The organism is Pseudomonas psychrophila, from assembly GCF_001043005.1.
Lineage (GTDB): Bacteria > Pseudomonadota > Gammaproteobacteria > Pseudomonadales > Pseudomonadaceae > Aquipseudomonas > Aquipseudomonas psychrophila.
Genome location: NZ_JYKZ01000002.1, coordinates 307,467 through 325,199 on the forward strand (window position 1 = coordinate 307,467; position 17,733 = coordinate 325,199).

The 17,733-nt window shown below is 58.0% G+C and carries 14 protein-coding genes; 6 read left to right on the forward strand and 8 right to left on the reverse strand.

Annotated elements, in window-relative coordinates; genetic code table 11:
- Positions 1-104 precede the first annotated feature (104 nt).
- Entirely contained in the window at positions 105-2,696 is a 2,592-nt protein-coding gene (locus tag TU76_RS07535; protein WP_046809203.1) for a glycosyltransferase, read from the reverse strand.
- A gap of 276 nt (positions 2,697-2,972) precedes the next feature.
- On the opposite strand from TU76_RS07535, the gene tcdA reads away from it, so the two are divergent.
- On the forward strand, positions 2,973-3,782 hold the full coding sequence (tcdA, locus tag TU76_RS07540) for a tRNA cyclic N6-threonylcarbamoyladenosine(37) synthase TcdA (protein WP_048351376.1): 810 nt from the start codon (positions 2,973-2,975) through the stop codon (positions 3,780-3,782).
- A 144-nt stretch (positions 3,783-3,926) separates the two neighbouring features.
- On the opposite strand, the gene TU76_RS07545 is transcribed toward tcdA, so the two are convergent.
- Genes TU76_RS07545 through TU76_RS07560 form a run of 4 tightly spaced genes read right to left on the reverse strand, consistent with a single transcriptional unit; the run spans position 3,927 to position 6,971 of the window.
- The gene (locus TU76_RS07545; protein ID WP_048351377.1) at positions 3,927-4,331 is read right to left on the reverse strand and encodes a SufE family protein; all 405 of its coding nucleotides are present in this window, start codon (positions 4,329-4,331) and stop codon (positions 3,927-3,929) included.
- Positions 4,328-5,533: a cysteine desulfurase gene (locus tag TU76_RS07550; RefSeq protein WP_019822172.1), complete on the reverse strand. Its 1,206-nt coding sequence runs from the start codon at positions 5,531-5,533 to the stop codon at positions 4,328-4,330. The genes TU76_RS07545 and TU76_RS07550 overlap by 4 nt, the downstream gene beginning before the upstream one ends.
- 58 nt (positions 5,534-5,591) lie before the next feature.
- Positions 5,592-6,626 carry a 2,3,4,5-tetrahydropyridine-2,6-dicarboxylate N-succinyltransferase gene (dapD, locus tag TU76_RS07555; protein ID WP_048351378.1) on the reverse strand — a complete coding sequence of 345 codons (1,035 nt, stop codon included), beginning with the start codon at positions 6,624-6,626 and terminating at the stop codon, positions 5,592-5,594.
- 36 nt (positions 6,627-6,662) lie between these two features.
- Entirely contained in the window at positions 6,663-6,971 is a 309-nt protein-coding gene (locus tag TU76_RS07560) for an arsenate reductase (protein WP_228795906.1), read from the reverse strand.
- A 282-nt stretch (positions 6,972-7,253) separates the two neighbouring features.
- Here TU76_RS07560 and TU76_RS07565 point away from each other — a divergent pair, with 282 nt between their 5' ends.
- Positions 7,254-8,900 (forward strand): Na+/H+ antiporter, encoded by a 1,647-nt coding sequence (locus TU76_RS07565; RefSeq protein WP_019822178.1) that lies wholly within the window; start codon positions 7,254-7,256, stop codon positions 8,898-8,900.
- A gap of 155 nt (positions 8,901-9,055) precedes the next feature.
- Here the strand turns inward: TU76_RS07565 and dapC are convergent, their stop codons facing one another.
- From dapC to map, 3 genes are read right to left on the reverse strand one after another with little or no spacing between them, the layout of a single operon-like run.
- Positions 9,056-10,255 carry a succinyldiaminopimelate transaminase gene (gene dapC / locus TU76_RS07570; RefSeq protein WP_048351379.1) on the reverse strand — a complete coding sequence of 400 codons (1,200 nt, stop codon included), beginning with the start codon at positions 10,253-10,255 and terminating at the stop codon, positions 9,056-9,058.
- 26 nt (positions 10,256-10,281) lie between these two features.
- Positions 10,282-12,984 (reverse strand): [protein-PII] uridylyltransferase, encoded by a 2,703-nt coding sequence (locus tag TU76_RS07575; RefSeq protein ID WP_048351380.1) that lies wholly within the window; start codon positions 12,982-12,984, stop codon positions 10,282-10,284.
- 55 nt (positions 12,985-13,039) lie between these two features.
- Complete coding sequence (gene map, locus TU76_RS07580; protein WP_082136509.1) at positions 13,040-13,894, reverse strand: type I methionyl aminopeptidase; 855 nt, start codon at positions 13,892-13,894, stop codon at positions 13,040-13,042.
- A gap of 513 nt (positions 13,895-14,407) precedes the next feature.
- On the opposite strand from map, the gene rpsB reads away from it, so the two are divergent.
- The 4 genes from rpsB to frr all read left to right on the forward strand — a co-directional run bounded on the left by rpsB (position 14,408) and on the right by frr (position 17,732).
- Positions 14,408-15,151, forward strand: a complete 744-nt coding sequence (gene rpsB / locus TU76_RS07585; protein WP_016781981.1) for a 30S ribosomal protein S2 — start codon at positions 14,408-14,410, stop codon at positions 15,149-15,151.
- A gap of 205 nt (positions 15,152-15,356) precedes the next feature.
- A complete protein-coding gene (tsf, locus tag TU76_RS07590; RefSeq protein WP_019822186.1) occupies positions 15,357-16,226 on the forward strand; it encodes a translation elongation factor Ts in 870 nt (289 codons plus the stop codon).
- Positions 16,227-16,434: 208 nt separating this feature from the next.
- Positions 16,435-17,178, forward strand: coding sequence for a UMP kinase (pyrH, locus tag TU76_RS07595; protein ID WP_003440426.1), 744 nt, complete (start codon positions 16,435-16,437; stop codon positions 17,176-17,178).
- Positions 17,175-17,732 (forward strand): ribosome recycling factor, encoded by a 558-nt coding sequence (gene frr, locus TU76_RS07600; protein ID WP_019822187.1) that lies wholly within the window; start codon positions 17,175-17,177, stop codon positions 17,730-17,732. Before pyrH ends, frr begins: the two co-directional genes overlap by 4 nt.
- The last annotated feature ends 1 nt before the right edge of the window (position 17,733 follow it).

Here is a 17,733-nt window from a genome sequence, read left to right on the forward strand (position 1 = left end):
GGTGTGGACTCCGAAGCAGGGCATGTGCGGGGCGGGCGAGAAAGGGCGGTTATCTTAAAGCAAAACGGCGGCCAGAGGCCGCCGTTTAGGAGGTTGCAGTCAATTTATGCAGCAGGTTGTTCCTGCGCCGCGTCGACCGGTTTGGGCAACGAAGACAGAAAGGCCATGATCAGCGCCGCCAGATACGGCAGCGATTGCACCAATAGCATCACCACCCAGAAGCGCATGTCGTTGCTGGGCAGGCCTTGTACCAGGAAGATCCCCAGCGCCGCGCCCCAGAGCAATAGCATGATGAACACTTCCTCGCGTGCTTCCGAGATGGCGACCCAGAAGCCGTGGTTATCGGCGTTTTTAGGTGTGCGGAAGAACGGAATGCTGGTGGTGAAAAATCCGTACAGCACCGCTTTGGCGATGGTGTGGGACAACGCCAGCCCGGCCAGTGCCGCCGCAAACGCATCCTTGAGGTTAACCCCCACGGCACGGCGGTACAGGAAGATGATCTTGCCAACCTTGAACACAAACAGTGCCAATGGCGGGATGGCGAAAATCAGCAGCGGCGGATCGACCCGCGTAGGCACAATAATCATCGCCGCCGACCACAACAGGGCGCCCACGGTGAAGAAAATGTTCATGCCATCGGCCACCCACGGCAACCAGCCCGCGAGGAAGTGATAGCGCTGGCCACGGGTCAGCTCTGTGTCTTTACCGCGCAACAGGCTTGAGGTGTGACGCTTGATGATCTGAATCGCACCGTAGGCCCAGCGGAATCGCTGTTTCTTGAAGTCGATAAAGGTGTCAGGCATCAGGCCTTTACCGTAGCTGTTGTGGGAATAAGCTGCGGAGTAACCTTTTTCGAATACGCGCAGGCCCAGCTCGGCGTCTTCACAGATGCACCAGTCCGCCCAGCCGAGCTCTTCGAGCACGGAACGTCGGGTCATGGTCATGGTGCCGTGTTGAATGATCGCGTCACGGTCGTTGCGGGTCACCATGCCGATGTGGAAGAAGCCCTTGTACTCCGAGTAGCAGAGCTTTTTGAAGGTGCTTTCGTTCTGGTCGCGGTAGTCCTGGGGCGATTGCACAATGGCGATTTTCGGGTCGGCAAAGTGCGGCACCATGTGCTTGAGCCAGTTGCGATCCACACAGTAATCGGAGTCGATCACGGCAATCACTTCGGCATCGGGTGCGGTGTGCGGAATCAGGTAGTTCAACGCGCCGCCCTTGAAGCCGGCCAGCGGTGCCACGTGGAAGAACTTGAAGCGTGGTCCGAGGGTGGCGCAGTAGTCGCGAACGGGCTCCCAGACGGCCGGGTCCTTGGTGTTGTTGTCGATGATCAACACTTCGAAATCGGGGTAGTCGAGGTTCGCCAATGCGTCCAGGGTCTGTTTGACCATCTCCGGCGGCTCGTTGTAGCAGGGCACATGGATCGAGACTTTCGGGCGATAGGCATCGTCGCTTTCGACCGGCAAGAACTCGCGTCGTCGCTTATGCGTCCATACTGCTTCGGCCAGTTCATGAGCCTCGGTCAGCAAGACAATAAACACCCCGAGTGCGCCCAACCCAAGCAGGAAGCCCACGGTCAGGCTGAACCATGTGCTGTATTGCTGGCTGTAGTCGTAACCGATCCAGACCAGCACCGACCCGCACAGAAAGGCGGTGAACGTCAGGAAGGTACGACCACGCTGGCGCAGTGCGGAGCCGTCAATCAGAAGCAACGCCAGCGACAGCAAGCCCATCACCACCGACCCAATGGCCAGTACGCGCCACTGCGGGATGGCGACCACCGGGCCTTCAAAGTTGAATTTTTGCTGGCGTGCAGCGTTGTACACGCCCCAGTACGCGCCCACGGAGCCTTCATCGCTGGCCTTCCACGGCTGGTCGAAGGCTTCGATCACAAAGTAGTTGTAGCCGCGACGGTTCAGGGTGTTGACCAGCGTACGCAGATAAATCGCCTGGTCGGCCGGGGTGGCGTCTGCGCCACCGCGCATGCGGCCATTGCTCGGCCAGCCAACCTCCGAAAGCAGCAGCGGCTTTTTCGGGAACATTTTTTTCAGGTCGCGGGCACGGTCCAGTACGAACTCACCGGCCTTGTCCACAGGGATAAACTCCCAGTAGGGCAGGATGTGAGCGGCGATCAGGTCAACGTGCTTGGCCAGTTGCGGGTATTTCTCCCAGATATGCCATTGCTCGGACGTGGTCACGGGTACTTTGACCGCGGCCCGAACCCTATCCAGCAGCACGATCAAGTCCTCCGGGGTGATTTCTTCACGGAAGAGTGCTTCGTTGCCCACCACCACTCGTACGATGCTGCGCGAGTTGTTGGCCAGCTCGATGGCTTTCTGGATCTCGCGCTCGTTGCGCTCCAGATCAGGGCTGATCCAGATCCCGATGGTCACCCGCAAACCGAACTCTTCCGCAAGCTTGGGGATATCGCCCAAGGTACCGTCTACAGAGTAGGTACGAATGTTGTCGGTCAGTTTGCTGATGATCTCCAGGTCGCGACGCATTTCGTCGTCGGTCGGGTATTGGTCTTTCTGCGGGTACTGGCCTTGCTGGAACGGCGAATACGAAAAGCCGGAGATTTGTTCGGGCCAGTTGGGGGCAGAGACCGGGCGATTGATCAACGCCCAGAAACCTGTGAACAGGGCGGCAATGGCCAGTACCACCACCAGGTTGAGTCCAAATTTACGCGATGACATAACTATTTCGGGTTCCAAAGGGAGTGGAACGAAGATCGGTCGGCGGGTGCCAAACGGCGCGCATCCTACACTGTGCTCTGACCCACCGTATAGCTGACGGAGTGAGGTCGGGCATTTGGCAGTTGCTGCCGACTTAAGTTCTTTATTTATTGCGTGTAGCGCTTATCTTCCTGCTCAACAGACTATTAAAGCAGGCTTGGTCGCTTAGCCCGTAGGAAAGATATTCAATGCAAGGCAAGCCCCCTATAATGCGCGCCGGTTTTTGGGGTGTTGGTCATGAGTACAGAAGATCCACGTTTTGCCGGTGTAGCCCGGTTATATGGGCTGGAAGGCCTTGAACGACTGAAGGCGGCGCATGTTGCGATCGTCGGTGTGGGCGGTGTCGGGTCCTGGGCCGCGGAAGCGATTGCGCGCTGCGGCGTCGGTGAAATTTCGCTGTTTGACCTGGATGACGTTTGCGTCAGCAACAGCAACCGGCAATTGCACGCCTTGAGTACGACCATTGGTCGGGACAAGGTCGAAGTGATGGCCGAGCGTCTGCGTCAGATCAACCCGGACTGCATCGTTCATGAAGTGGCGGATTTCGTGACGCGTGAAACCATGGCCGAGTACATCACGCCCACTATCGATTGCGTGATCGACTGCATCGACAGCGTCAATGCCAAGGCGGCGCTGATTGCCTGGTGCAAGCGCCGCAAGATTCAGATCATCACGACCGGCGGTGCGGGCGGTCAAATCGACCCGACACTGATTCAGGTCTGCGACTTGAACCGTACGTTCAATGACCCGTTGGCCTCGAAAGTGCGTTCGACGTTGCGCCGCGATTATGGTTTTTCGCGCACCATGACCCGTCATTACAGCGTGCCGTGCGTGTTCTCCACCGAGCAGCTGCGCTACCCCAAGCCGGACGGCAGTATTTGCCTGCAGAAGAGTTTTGTCGGTGACGGCGTCAAGCTCGACTGCGCCGGTGGTTTTGGCGCGGTAATGATGGTGACGGCGACCTTCGGCATGGTGGCGGCCACCAAGGCGGTGGACAAAATCGTGGCGGGCGTGCGCCGGCCTTCGGAGCGGGTCAAGCCTGCATGAGTGCGATGCGATCCTTGTAGATACTCTGTTGCCGGTCAAGCCCTACTGTGGGAGCGAGCCTGCTCGCGAACGACCTTCGCGAGCAGGCTCGCTCCCACAGAGAGGGTCGACTGGCAACAGAGTATCTACAGGCATCGCTGCGGTTCAGCCTGCCACTTCCCGCATCCGCTGCAGCACGGCATTCAAGCCATTGCTGCGCGACGGTGAAAGCTGACGGCTCAGGCCCAACTGGTTGAACCAGTCAGGCACGTCTACCTGTTGCAGTTGCTCGGTGCTCAAACCGTTGACTCGCGCCAGCAGCAACGCCACCAAACCGCGAATCAGCCGCGCATCGCTGCTGGCAGCAAACTGCCAGTGGCCATCGACCTGTGCGCCCACCAACCACACCTGGCTTTCACAGCCATGCACGCGATGAGCTTCGGTTTTGTCGGCGTCGTTCAATTCCGGCAGGCGCTGGCCCCATTGCATCAGCAGGCGTGCGCGCTGTTCCCAGCCGCTGCAGTGCTCAAAGCTGTCGAGCGCGGCCTGGGCGTTGGCGGGCAGGGTCATTGCAATAACTCCAGGGCCTGATCGAGGGCGTCGAAGAACCGTTCCAGATCTTCAGAGTCGTTGTACATCGCCAGCGAGACGCGGATGGCACCGGCCAGCCCAAAGCTTTTCAGTAGCGGCATGGCGCAGTGATGTCCGGCGCGAACGGCAATCCCCTGTTCAGTCAGCAGGTGGGCCAGGTCGGCGTTATGCACGCCCTCGACCACAAAACTGACCAACGCCAGTTGTGGCGACCCCAGCAGTCGAATGCCCTGGCGCTGCTTCAAACCCTCGACCAGCAGCGCGTGCAGCGCCGCTTCGTGGGCTTGAATGGCGTTCTGGTCGAGGTTGGCCAGATAGTTGAGGGTTGCCCCCAGCCCGATCACGCTGGCAATCGGCGGAGTGCCAGCCTCAAACCCGAGCGGAGCGGGGCGAAAGGTGGCGTGCTGGTAGTCGGCGTCTTGCACCATCTCGCCGCCGAACTGCCAGTGCTGCAAACAGCTCAGCGCTTCGTGGCGACCGAACAGCACGCCCAGCCCGTCCGGACCGTAGAGTTTGTGGCTGGAAAATACATAAAAGTCGCAACCCAGTACTTGCACGTCAGGGCGGCCATGGACCACGCCCTGCGCGCCGTCCACCACCGTCAGTGCGCTCTGTGCCTTGGCCAGCGCCAGTAGCGCAGGCAGGGGTTGCCATACACCGAGTACGTTGGACAGTTGGCTCACGGCCAGCAGGCGGGTGCGCGGTGTGATCAGGCGCGTGGCCGCATCGAGGTCGATGACGCCATCGGCATCCAGTGGCAATACCACCAGGTTCAGCTTTTTACGCTGTGCAAGCTGTTGCCACGGCAGCAAGTTGGCGTGGTGTTCCAGAGCGCTGATAACAATTTCATCGCCCGGGTTGAAGTGGTGCTCCAGGCCATAGGCCAGAAGGTTCAGGGCCGAGGTGGCGCCATGGGTGAAAACGATTTGCCCGCACTCGCCAGCATTGAGCCATTGAGTCACTTTGTGGCGGGTGTTTTCAAATGCCTGGGTCGCGTGGGCGCCCGGCAGGTGTTGGGCCCTGTGCACATTGGCTGCGCCGTTGGCGTAGTAATGCGTCAGTGCGTCGAGCAGGGCTTGGGGTTTTTGCGTGGTTGCAGCGTTGTCCAGATAGGTCTGGTCCTGACGTTGCAAGGCGGCGATGGCTGGGAAGTCAGCGCGCCAGGGAGAAGGCAAAAGCATGGTGTTCGGGCTCTGTTGACGAGGCCAGAAACTGGCCCCGTCAGTGGCAGATAAACGCTTAGTTGTGAGCGTGCAGTGCTTCGTTCAGCTCGATGGCCGACTTGTGGGTTTTGCATTCCACCGCGCCGGTTTGCGAGTTGCGACGGAACAACAGGTCAGGTTGACCTGCAAGGTCACGCGCTTTAAGCACTTTAACCAGTTGGTTGTTTTCGTCCAGCAGCGCCACTTTGGTGCCTGCCGTCAGGTACAGACCGGATTCAACCGTGTTGCGATCGCCCAGCGGGATACCGATACCGGCATTGGCGCCGATCAGGCAGCCTTCGCCCACTTTGATCACGATGTTGCCGCCACCCGACAGGGTGCCCATGGTGGAGCAACCGCCGCCCAGGTCCGAACCCTTGCCGACGAATACGCCCGCCGAAACGCGGCCTTCGATCATGCCCGGGCCTTCGGTGCCAGCGTTGAAGTTGACGAAACCTTCGTGCATCACGGTCGTGCCTTCGCCGATGTAGGCACCCAGACGAAGACGGGCCGCATCAGCGATACGCACACCGGCAGGCACTACGTAGTCGGTCATTTTCGGGAACTTGTCGACCGAGAACACTTCCAGCAGCTCGCCACGCAGGCGTGCTTCGAGTTGACGCTCAGCCAGCTCGCTCAGGTCGATGGCGCCCTGGCTGGTCCAGGCCACGTTCGGCAGCAACGGGAACACACCGGCCAGGTTCAGGCCGTGGGGCTTGACCAGACGATGGGACAGCAGGTGCAGCTTGAGGTAGGCCTCTGGTGTCGAGGTCAGTGCGGCGTCTTCGGCCAGCAGCGTTGCAACCAGCGGCTTGTGGCTTTCAGCCAGACGGGTCAGCAGGGCTGCTTGAGCCGCGTCGACCGGTTTAACGGCTTCGGCCAGTTGCGCAGCTTGCGCGGTAGTAAAGGTGATTGCCTGGTTGCCGCCGGTGTAGTCAAGGATCGGTGCGATGGCAGCGATCAGCTCGGCCGATGGATTGATCAGGGGTTGTGCGTAGAACACTTCCAGCCATGCGCCTTGACGGTTTTGGGTGCCGACGCCGAAGGCTGCGCTGAACAGGGTAGTAGACATGCAATTACCTCTTACAAAAAATAAATGGGCGGTCGCTTAAAGAAGGGCCGCCGCATAAAGATCTGGCTTGAAGCCAATCAGGGTTTTGTCACCGAGATCGAGCACGGGGCGCTTGATCATCGAGGGTTGGGCGAGCATCAGTTCAATGGCTTTCGCTTGGTCGAGATCGGCTTTGCGTTCGTCGTCGAGCTTGCGAAAGGTTGTACCTGCGCGATTGAGCACCACTTGCCAGCCGTGCTCGTTGCACCACTGGGTCAGATGTTCACGGTCGATGCCGCTGCTTTTGTAATCGTGGAAGTCGTAGCGCACTGCATGTTCATCCAGCCAGGTGCGAGCCTTTTTCATGGTGTCGCAGGCTTTGATGCCGAAAAGGTGCAACGTCTTGCTTGAATCGGTCACGGCAATTGCCCCCCTTGGAGATGCGTGTAAATGAGCAGTCGCGGATTATGCCATGTGCAGCGTGCCAGGGCGTGGATGGCTTGAGCATCTCATGCTCTTGTGACATGTCGTCGCACTGCTACTTATGTTCAGGCTCCAGATTTGCCGCTAGCGGCTACTATGACCTGCAATGCAAAAATGTTGCTAGCTGTGTCTAGTAGAAGCTGATTGTTTGGGAACCTTGTCGATATGCAAACCGCCTACACCGTCCTCATCCTGCTGATGCTGGTGAGTGTCTCGCGTCTATTGGGGCGTTTAATCCCGTTGCCGTTGCCACTGGTGCAGATTGCTGCAGGCGCCGTGCTGGCCTGGCCGACCCTGGGCCTGCACGTTGCGCTGGAGCCGGAGCTGTTCCTGTTTCTGTTCCTGCCACCGCTGCTGTTCTCGGATGGCTGGCGCATGCCCAAACGTGAGTTTTGGCGTTTGCGCGGGCCGATTTTGACGCTGGCCGTCGGGCTGGTGCTGTTTACGGTCGTGGGCGCCGGTTATTTCATTCACTGGCTATTGCCGACCATACCTTTGCCGGTGGCGTTTGCGCTGGCGGCAGTGTTGTCGCCGACCGATGCCGTGGCGGTGTCGGCCATTGCGCAAAACCGTTTGCCGGCACCCTTGATGCACATGCTTCAAGGCGAGGCGCTGATGAACGACGCCACGGGCCTGGTGACATTCAAGTTTGCGTTGGTGGCCGCCATTACCGGGGTGTTTTCCCTGGCCAATGCCAGCGTGGCATTTGTTCTGGTGGCGTGCGGCGGTCTGGCAATTGGTGTGGCCTTGAGCTGGCTGGTGGGGCGCCTGCGCTCGTGGATGATCACCCGTGGCTGGGATGATCCGGCAACCCATGTGGTGTTTATGCTGTTGCTGCCCTTTGCCGCCTATGTACTGGCCGAGCGTTTGGGGGCGTCGGGCATTTTGTCAGCGGTTGCTGCGGGGATGATGCAAAGCTGGCTCGACCTTTTGCCTCGCCAGACCAGCACCCGGTTGCTCAATCGCAGTGTGTGGTCGCTGCTGGAGTTTGCGTTTAACGGGCTGATCTTCTTGTTGTTGGGCTTGCAACTGCCGGACATCATCAAGGCGGTGGTCAGCGATGAAATCACGCTGTGGCCCAGCTTGATGTACCGCTGTCTGGAAGTCGTGGCGATCTTTCTGGTGTTGCTGGCGCTGCGTTTTATCTGGGTACAGAGCATCTGGCGTTTGTCCGGCCTGTTGCGCCGCTGGCGCGGCAAGGGCGAGCTGACGATGGTGCCGACGGCGCGCTCGTGCTGGCTGTTGACCGTAGGTGGGGTGCGCGGTGCAGTCACTCTGGCGGGTGTGATGTCGATACCGCTGTTACTGAACGAGGGACTGGATTTTCCTGAGCGTGACCTGCTGATCTTTATTGCTGCGGGGGTGATTCTGCTGTCGCTGGTGGCGGCGTGTATTGCCTTGCCCTTGCTGTTGCGCGGGATTGAAAAAAGCTCGGACGATGCGATGCGCAAAGAGGTGCGAGAAGCATGGCGGCGTACCGCCGAGGCGGCGATTCACGCGCTGGAAGCCGAGGAGGTGGTCGATGCGGCGGGGCAGCAGGATGCCGCTGAGGCGGCATTGGCGGCTGAGTTGAAGGCGCGGATCATGTCCGAATACCGTCATCAGTTGGAGGTTTACAACGATACCGCGCAAGCCCAGGAACTGGCTTCTCAGATGGACCAGTTGGAAAGCCGGTTACGCCTCAAGGCGCTCAGGGCGCAGCGGCTGGAGCTGTACAGCTTGAGGCGTCATCACGAAATCGGGGATGACGCGTTGAGCGAGATCTTGAAGGATCTGGATTTGAGCGAAGCGAATCTTGGGACGGTGAAGTGATACACCAGCCTTGTGTGGGAGCGGGCTTGCTCGCGATTGTATCGCCGCGGTTTGTCAGTCAGACCGAGTTGATGGCATCGCAGGCAAGCCAGCTCCCACCGTTTTTATAGCGCCTTGCAGTGCCATTGTGTGGGAGCGGGTCAGCGTCGAGGGGGTTAGCGGCGGCGCTGGATAAAGTCGCGAATGCGCTCGGCGGCTTCTACGCATTCAGCCAGTGGCGCGACCAGTGCCATGCGCACCCGTCCTGCTCCTGGGTTGAAACCATCCACTTCACGGGACAGGTAAGAGCCCGGTACTACGGTCACGTGCTCTTCGGCGAACAGGTCGCGGCAGAACTCGGCGTCGTCACCTTCAACTCGGGGCCACAGGTAAAACCCGCCGTCCGGTCGCTGTACGTCCAAGACCGGGCTCAGAATCGCCAGCACTGCATCGAACTTCTCGCGATACAGGTCGCGATTGGTGCGTACGTGTGCTTCGTCGTTCCAGGCGGCAATGCTGGCCAGTTGGGTCTGAACCGGCATGGCGCAACCGTGATAGGTGCGATACAGCAAAAATGCCTTGAGGATCTCTGCATCACCGGCCACAAAACCCGAGCGCAAGCCCGGCAGGTTCGAGCGCTTGGACAGGCTGTGGAACACCACGCAACGTTTGAAATCTTCACGGCCCAGTGCCACGCAAGCGCTGAGCAGGCCCACCGGAGGTGTTTGCTCGTCGAAGTACAGCTCGCTGTAGCATTCGTCTGCGGCGATCACGAAATCGTGTTCGTCGGCCAGGGCGATGAGTTTTTTCAGGATGTCGAGGGGGATCAGTGCGCCGGTCGGGTTGCCCGGTGAGCACAGGAACAGGATCTGGCAGCGCTTCCAGGTCTCGGCCGATACCGCGTCGAAATCAGGGTTGAAGCCATGTTCGGCCAGGCATGGCAGGTAGTGCGGCTGGGCGCCCGCCAGGAAGGCTGCACCTTCGTAGATCTGATAGAACGGGTTCGGGCTGACGACCAGTGCGTCGTCGCCACGGTTGACCACGGTTTGGGTGAAGGCGAACAGGGCCTCACGGGTGCCGTTGACCGGCAGGATGTTGCGCGCCGGGTCGAGCCAGCCTTTTGGCACGTTGAAGCGACGCTCGGCCCAGCCAGCGATGGCTTCACGCAGCGCCGGGATGCCCAGGGTGGTCGGGTAGACCGCCATCTGGTCGAGGTTGTCAGCCAGTGCCTTGGCCACGAAGTCCGGCGAGCGGTGTTTCGGTTCGCCAATCGACAGCGCAATCGGGCGCTTGTCGGCAGTGGGCTGCACGCTGCCAAGCAGGGCGCGCAGTTTTTCGAACGGGTAAGGCTGTAGCTGGTTTAGAGCGTTGTTCATGGGGTGCGGGTCTCACTCGGCGGCGGTTAAATGCTAAGGCGCCACGGTTCTGGGGTTGAATCCTGGTTGACCGTCAGTTGTTCGACGATTGCTTCCTGCAAACGCATGCACAGCTGTGGGTCGGACAACGGCTGGTTGTTTGCATCGGTAATGAAGAATACGTCTTCGACGCGTTCGCCCAAGGTGGCGATCTTGGCGTTTTGCAACGACAGGTCGAACTCCAGGAAGATCATCCCGATCCGGGCCAGCAGGCCCGGACGGTCGGGGGCGCTGAGTTCCAGCACAGTGACGGGGCGCTGGGCGTCGTTGTGGATCGTCACTTGGGGCGCGAAGGCGAAGTGTTTGAGCTGGCGCGGCACCCGGCGCTGGATGATGGTCGGGTAGTCATCCGGGTTGCGCAGGGCCTCAGTCAGGCCCTTGCGGATTTTTTCAATGCGCACCGGGTCATTGCCGATTGAGCCGCCCTCGTTGTCGAGCACGATATAGGTGTCGAGGGTGAACTGGCTGCTGGAGGTGATGATGCGTGCGTCATGGATGTTCAGGTTTAGCTGGTCCATGGCCGCCACGGTCACGGCGAAGAAATCGTGCTGATCAGGTGCGTAAATGAATATCTGCGTGCCACCTTCGAACTCGCGCTGGGTGGTTTCCTTGATCAGCACCAGCGGGCCACCATCGGCAGGCTGTTGCAAGATGGCTTCTGTGTGCAGGGCCACGTCGGCCGAGGTGTGGCGCAAGAAGTAGTCATCGCCCAACTGCGACCATAGCTGCTCCACATCATCCTGGTCGTTGCCATTGCGCACCAGGGTGTCCAGGGCAGCGCTTTGGGTCTGGCGAATCTGTTCTTCGCGGTCTACCGGGTTTTCGAGGCCTCTACGCAAGGCGCGCTTGGTCTCTGTATAGAGCTGGCGCAACAGGCTGGCGCGCCAGGAGTTCCACAGCGTCGGGTTGGTGGCGTTGATGTCCGCGACGGTCAGAACATAAAGGTAGTCGAGGTGAGTTTCGTCGACCACGATCTGGGCAAAGTCATGGATAACCTGCGGATCGGACAGGTCTTTGCGCTGGGCGGTGGTAGACATCACCAGATGGTTTTGTACCAGCCAGACAATCAGGCGGGTGTCCCACTGCGGCAACTGATGGCGAATGCAAAACGCTTCGGCATCCACGGCACCAATTTCGGAGTGGTCACCGTGTCGGCCCTTGCCAATGTCGTGGTAAAGCCCGGCGAGGTAGATCAGCTCGGGTTTTGGCAGCTTGGCCATTAGCTTGCTGGCCAGCGGGAATTTCTCTGAGACCTGGGTGTATTGCAGCTTACGCAGGTGCTTGATCAGGTTCAGGGTATGGGCGTCGACCGTATAGATGTGGAACAGGTCGTGTTGCATCTGCCCGACGATAAAGCCGAATTCGGGCAGGTAACGTCCGAGAATGCCGTAGCGGTTCATGCGGCGCAGGTTGCGGTGGATACCGATCTTGCACTTGAACAGCTCGATAAACAGGCTGGTATTGCGAATGTCTTTACGGAAATCGTCGTCGATCAGGTAACGGTGTTCGCGCAGCAAGCGGATTGTATCGGCACGTACGCCTTTGATTTCGGGGTGCTGGGCCATCAGCAGGAAAATTTCGAGCATGGCGAAGGGTGTGCGTTTGAACACGTAATCGCTGGTGGCCTCGATATAGCCATCGTGCAGCTGAAACCGTGAGTTCAAGGGCGTTGGCGGCGCTTCGTCTTCGGGGGCAAGGATGATTTCTTCGAAGTGCTGGATGATCAGGTCGCTGAGCTGGGCAATGCTCATGACCACCCGATAGTACTGCTGCATGAAGTTTTCGATGGTCTGCTTGGCGTCATCGCCTGCAAAGCCGAGCAGTTCGCCGATACTGCGCTGATGATCGAACAGCAGACGGTCTTCGGAGCGGCCTGCGAGCATGTGCAAGGCGTAGCGCACCTTCCACAAAAATTCCTGGGAAGAGGCGAGCAGGGCATGCTCGCTTTCGACCAGAAAGCCTTCGCCGGCCAGGGCGCGAAGATTCAGGGTCCCGTACTGGCGACGGGCTACCCACAAAAGGGTCTGGATATCGCGCAGGCCGCCAGGGGAGCCTTTGACGTTGGGTTCCAGGTTGTATTCGGTGTCGTTGTACTTGTGATGGCGGGCTTTTTGCTCGGCACGCTTGGCCAGGAAAAAGTCCTTGCTGGGCCACATGTGTTCGGTGCTGGTGACATCCAGCATGCGTTGGCGCAAATGCTCGGGGCCGGCAACGGTGCGGCTTTCCATCAGGTTGGTGATGATGGTCAGGTCAGCCCGGGCCTGTTCTGCACACTCGTCCACCGATCGCACGCTCTGGCCTACTTCCAGGCCAATGTCCCAGAGTAGGGTCAGGAAGCGCTCAATGGAATCGCGGAAAATTTCGTGGTCGGCATTGTCCAGTAGGATCAACAGGTCAATGTCGGAGTAGGGGTGGAGTTCGCCTCGGCCATAACCGCCGACGGCGACCAAGGCGATGTCGGCCTGGTCGCTCCAGCTGAACTGATCCCACGCCTGTTGCAGGATGTTGTCGACGAACCATGCACGATCTTCGATCAGACGGCGAATATCGCGCCCTTTTTTGAAGCGTTCGTCGAGCACCTCGCGTGCCTGGCGGATCGCCTTTTTGAAAGCGGCAATGGGGCTTGCCTTTAATGCCAGCTCGGCCTGGAACTGGCCACGGTCAAAAAGTTCTGGATCCACCTGCGGCATCGATTGGCATTCCTGTCGTGGTTATTTCTGTTTAAACGGTGACAACACGCAAGTATCAGGCCGAAACGCGGGGGATGGTGTCATCGCTGCGCAGGGTGAAGATCTCGTAGCCGGTCTCGGTTACCAGCAGGGTGTGTTCCCACTGTGCGGACAGCTTGCGGTCCTTGGTGATGGCGGTCCAGCCATCGCCCAGCACCTTGGTGTCGGCCTTGCCCTGGTTGATCATCGGCTCGATGGTGAAGGTCATGCCAGCCTTGAGTTCCATGCCGGTGCCAGCGCGACCGTAGTGCAGGATCTGCGGCTCTTCGTGGAAGACCTTGCCGATACCGTGGCCGCAGAACTCGCGAACCACCGAGAAGCCATTTTTTTCAGCGTGCTTCTGGATCACTTCGCCGATATCGCCCAGGCGGCAGCCAGGCTTGACGATTTCGATGGCCTTGTACATGCATTCCTGGGTGACCTGCGACAAACGCTCGGCCCAGACCGGCACTTTACCGACGTGGAACATGCGGCTGGTATCGCCGTGGTAACCGTCCTTGATCACGGTGACGTCGATGTTCAGGGTGTCGCCGTCTTTCAGAGCCTTGTCACCAGGGATGCCGTGGCATACCACGTGGTTGATCGAGGTGCAGATAGACTTAGGGAAGCCTTTATAGTTGAGCGGAGCAGGGATGGCCTGCTGCACGTTGACTATATAGTCGTGGCAGATGCGATCCAGCTCTTCGGTGGTAACGCCGGGCTTGACGTGCTCGGCGATCATTTCCAGGACTTCGGCGGCCAGTTTGCCGGCGATACGCATTTTTGCGATGTCCTCGGGGGTTTTGAGGGTGACGGTCATTCGGGCTCTCTTCGCGCGTTGGCGCTCATCATCAGGATTACGGGTGTGCTGTTTAATGCTGCACACCGTCATAAAAACGCGATTCTAACAGACGGTCGGCGTTAATCATGGGCCTCTCGCCATCGCTTCTCTTAATAGAATGGGACATTCTGGCTCTATTCCAAGGCCTGCGCAAAAATGGTGCGCGAATCATGAGCGAGCTTTTGACCTGCATTTGATCCGGCTTTTGATCTGCTGGCCCCTTCGGAAGGCCGAATGGAGGTTCTGCGTTCGGCCATCCGGTGATGGGCTCCAGAGGTGTTTGGAATATTTCAGTGGCAGCAGTAACATTGTCAGGCAAGCGGCAAGCGGCAAGCGCAAAATCTGACGTAAACCCTTGCCGTGCAACGGCTTAGCAATAAAAGCTGAATCCGTGCTTCGTTTTTTGACCACCTTGTGGTATAAAATGCGCCGCTTTGCGGGTATAGCCCGCAGAGCACAAACCCACACACGTGTCGACACGATGACCTGGGTGCCTTCAGCTTGAAGCTGCTGGTTGGTCGTTGGGATACGTGGAGGCCTAACCCGACTTATTAAGGAACTATCATGTCCCAAGTCAACATGCGCGATATGCTGAAGGCCGGTGTGCACTTCGGTCACCAAACCCGTTACTGGAACCCAAAGATGGGTAAATACATCTTTGGCGCGCGTAACAAGATCCACATCATCAACCTTGAAAAAACCCTGCCAATGTTCAACGAAGCTCTGACTTTCGTAGAGCGTCTGGCCCAGGGCAAAAACAAGATTCTGTTCGTCGGCACCAAGCGTTCCGCTGGCAAGATCGTTGCTGAAGAAGCAGCACGTTGCGGTTCGCCGTACGTGGATCACCGCTGGTTGGGCGGCATGCTCACCAACTTCAAAACCATTCGTGCTTCGATCAAGCGTCTGCGTGACCTTGAAATCCAGGCAGAAGACGGTACTTTCGCCAAGCTGACCAAGAAAGAGGCGCTGATGCGTACTCGCGATCTGCAGAAGCTGGATCGTAGCCTGGGTGGTATCAAGGACATGGGCGGTCTGCCAGACGCTCTGTTCGTTATCGACGTTGACCACGAGCGTATCGCGATCACCGAAGCTAACAAGTTGGGTATCCCGGTAATCGGCGTTGTCGATACCAACAGCAGCCCAGAAGGTGTTGACTACATCATCCCGGGTAACGATGACGCAATCCGCGCTATCCAGCTGTACATGGGTGCGATGGCTGATGCTGTGATCAAAGGCCGTAACCACGTTGCTGGCGGCACCGACGTTTTCGTCGAAGAAGCTCCAGCTGCAGCGGTAGTTGAAGGCTGAGTAATTAACGCCTAGCGTTTACTCAGTACGCAAAAAGGGGGCTTGGCCCCCTTTTTGCCACCTCGAAATCCATTTGTTGGGGGTGTGCTTGCCGTTGCTGTTCATGATTGCGGCCAGCAGGCTTGTTCGAGGTGGGCTTCACACGAATTGAACGCCCGCTCGCTCGGGTGGAATGGTTGAAAACCTATCCAAGAGGAATTTTGAAATGGCAGAGATTACTGCAGCGTTGGTTAAAGAACTGCGTGAGCGTACTGGCGAAGGCATGATGGATTGCAAGAAAGCCTTGACCAAGGCTGGCGGCGACATCGAAAAAGCCATTGATGACATGCGTGCTTCGGGCGCCATCAAGGCTGCCAAAAAAGCAGGCAACGTTGCTGCTGAAGGCGCTATCGCAGTTAAAGTTGCGGAAGACAACAAGTCTGCCGTAATTCTGGAAGTCAACTCGCAAACCGACTTCCTGGCTCTGCAAGAAGACTTCAAAAACTTCGTTAACGATAGCGTTGAAAAAGCGTTCGCTGACAAGCTGACTGACGTAGCTCCGCTGATCACCGCTCAAGAAGAAGCCCGTCTGGTTCTGGTTGGCAAAGTAGGCGAGAACGTTAACATCCGTCGTCTGGCGCGCATCGAAGGCGACGTTGTTGACGCTTACCTGCACGGCAACAAGATCGGTGTTGTAGTTGCTCTGAAAGGCGGCAACTCTGAGCTGGCTCGTGACATCGCCATGCACGTAGCTGCAAGCAACCCTGAGTTCCTGCTGCCATCGCAAGTTTCCGCTGATGCAATCGAACGCGAAAAAGCCGTGTTCATGAGCCTCAACGAAGACAAGATCAAAGGCAAGCCAGCCGAAATCGTTGAAAAAATGGTTGCCGGTCGCATCAGCAAGTTCCTGGCTGAAGCTAGCCTGGTTGAGCAAGCTTTTGTGAAAAACCCGGAAATCAAAGTCGGCGACCTGGCCAAGAAAGCCGGCGCTGAAATCGTTTCCTTCACTTACTTCAAAGTAGGTGATGGCATCGAGAAGCCAGTTGATGACTTCGCTGCAGAAGTTGCTGCTCAAGTGGCTGCAAGCAAGCAATAAGACGGTTTTCAACTGTCGACCCGAAGAGGCTGCCCGCTCACGCGCGCAGCCTCTTTTCAAATGGGAGGGGATTTTACCTTCTCGACGGAACCGGTTTGCAAAATCGTGTTCCGATGGTGCTGCTGTGCAGTACCACAGCTAGAGTATGCGCAGGCTGCAAAATGGCCTCGCACAGATTTTTAATAAAACGCGGCAGGAGAGATTCGCAATGGCTCAGCAGGGCAGTGGTTATCAAGCTCGCTATAAACGCATTCTACTCAAGCTAAGCGGCGAAGCCCTGATGGGCTCTGAAGAGTTCGGGATCGACCCCAAGGTACTCGACCGCATGGCGCTGGAAGTCGGCCAGTTGGTCGGCATCGGCGTTCAGGTAGGATTGGTGATTGGTGGTGGCAACCTGTTCCGCGGTGCAGCATTGAGCGCCGCAGGTATGGATCGTGTGACTGGCGACCATATGGGCATGCTGGCTACCGTGATGAACGCCCTGGCCATGCGCGATGCGCTGGAACGTGCGAATATCTCTGCCATCGTTATGTCGGCTATTTCCATGGTTGGCGTGACCGATCATTACGACCGTCGTAAGGCCATGCGCCATCTGAACGCCAAGGATGTGGTGATTTTCGCTGCAGGCACCGGTAATCCATTCTTCACTACGGATTCCGCGGCTTGCTTGCGTGCCATTGAAATCGACGCTGATGTTGTACTCAAGGCAACCAAGGTTGACGGCGTGTATACCGCAGATCCATTCAAAGACCCGCATGCCGAGAAGTTCGATCATCTGACTTACGATGAAGTACTGGATCGCAAACTGGGTGTTATGGACCTGACGGCTATCTGTCTGTGCCGCGACCACAAAATGCCATTGCGTGTATTTAATATGAACAAGCCTGGCGCCCTACTTAATATTGTCCATGGCGGTGCTGAAGGCACTCTGATCGAGGAAGGTCAACAATGATCAACGAAATCAAGAAAGACGCTCAAACGCGCATGCAGAAATCGCTGGAATCCCTGGCCCATTCATTTGGCCAGATTCGTACCGGCAAGGCTCACCCAAGCATCCTGGGTAGCGTGATGGTGCCTTACTATGGCTCGGACACTCCGATCAGCCAGGTAGCTAACATCACCGTTAAAGATTCGCGCACCCTGCAAGTGGTTGCGTTCGAGCGCAACATGCTGGGTGCGGTAGACAAGGCAATCCAGAGCGCTGGTCTGAACCTCAATCCGACCAACCTGGGCGAATTGTTGTTGATCTCCATGCCGGCCCTGACTGAAGAAACCCGTAAGGTTTTCGCTAAGCAGGCTCGTGATGCAGCTGAAGATGCTCGTATTGCCGTGCGCAATATCCGACGCGACGCTTTGAGCCAGTTGAAAGACCTGGTTAAGGAAAAGGAAATCAGCGAAGACGAAGAGCGTCGTGCTGCTGATGATATTCAGAAGCTGACTGACAAGGCCGTGGCTGATATCGAAGTGGCCACCAAGCAGAAAGAAGCGGACCTGATGGCCGTATAAG

Excerpts from the sequence above, each read along its gene's own strand:
- TU76_RS07535 (WP_046809203.1), bottom strand. The coding sequence starts at position 2,696 with ATGTCATCGCGTAAATTTGGACTCAACCTGGTGGTGGTACTGGCCATT.
- tcdA (WP_048351376.1), top strand. The coding sequence starts at position 2,973 with ATGAGTACAGAAGATCCACGTTTTGCCGGTGTAGCCCGGTTATATGGG.
- TU76_RS07545 (WP_048351377.1), bottom strand. The coding sequence starts at position 4,331 with ATGACCCTGCCCGCCAACGCCCAGGCCGCGCTCGACAGCTTTGAGCAC.
- TU76_RS07550 (WP_019822172.1), bottom strand. The coding sequence starts at position 5,533 with ATGCTTTTGCCTTCTCCCTGGCGCGCTGACTTCCCAGCCATCGCCGCC.
- dapD (WP_048351378.1), bottom strand. The coding sequence starts at position 6,626 with ATGTCTACTACCCTGTTCAGCGCAGCCTTCGGCGTCGGCACCCAAAAC.
- TU76_RS07560 (WP_228795906.1), bottom strand. The coding sequence starts at position 6,971 with ATGAAAAAGGCTCGCACCTGGCTGGATGAACATGCAGTGCGCTACGAC.
- TU76_RS07565 (WP_019822178.1), top strand. The coding sequence starts at position 7,254 with ATGCAAACCGCCTACACCGTCCTCATCCTGCTGATGCTGGTGAGTGTC.
- dapC (WP_048351379.1), bottom strand. The coding sequence starts at position 10,255 with ATGAACAACGCTCTAAACCAGCTACAGCCTTACCCGTTCGAAAAACTG.
- TU76_RS07575 (WP_048351380.1), bottom strand. The coding sequence starts at position 12,984 with ATGCCGCAGGTGGATCCAGAACTTTTTGACCGTGGCCAGTTCCAGGCC.
- map (WP_082136509.1), bottom strand. The coding sequence starts at position 13,894 with ATGACGGTGTGCAGCATTAAACAGCACACCCGTAATCCTGATGATGAG.
- rpsB (WP_016781981.1), top strand. The coding sequence starts at position 14,408 with ATGTCCCAAGTCAACATGCGCGATATGCTGAAGGCCGGTGTGCACTTC.
- tsf (WP_019822186.1), top strand. The coding sequence starts at position 15,357 with ATGGCAGAGATTACTGCAGCGTTGGTTAAAGAACTGCGTGAGCGTACT.
- pyrH (WP_003440426.1), top strand. The coding sequence starts at position 16,435 with ATGGCTCAGCAGGGCAGTGGTTATCAAGCTCGCTATAAACGCATTCTA.
- frr (WP_019822187.1), top strand. The coding sequence starts at position 17,175 with ATGATCAACGAAATCAAGAAAGACGCTCAAACGCGCATGCAGAAATCG.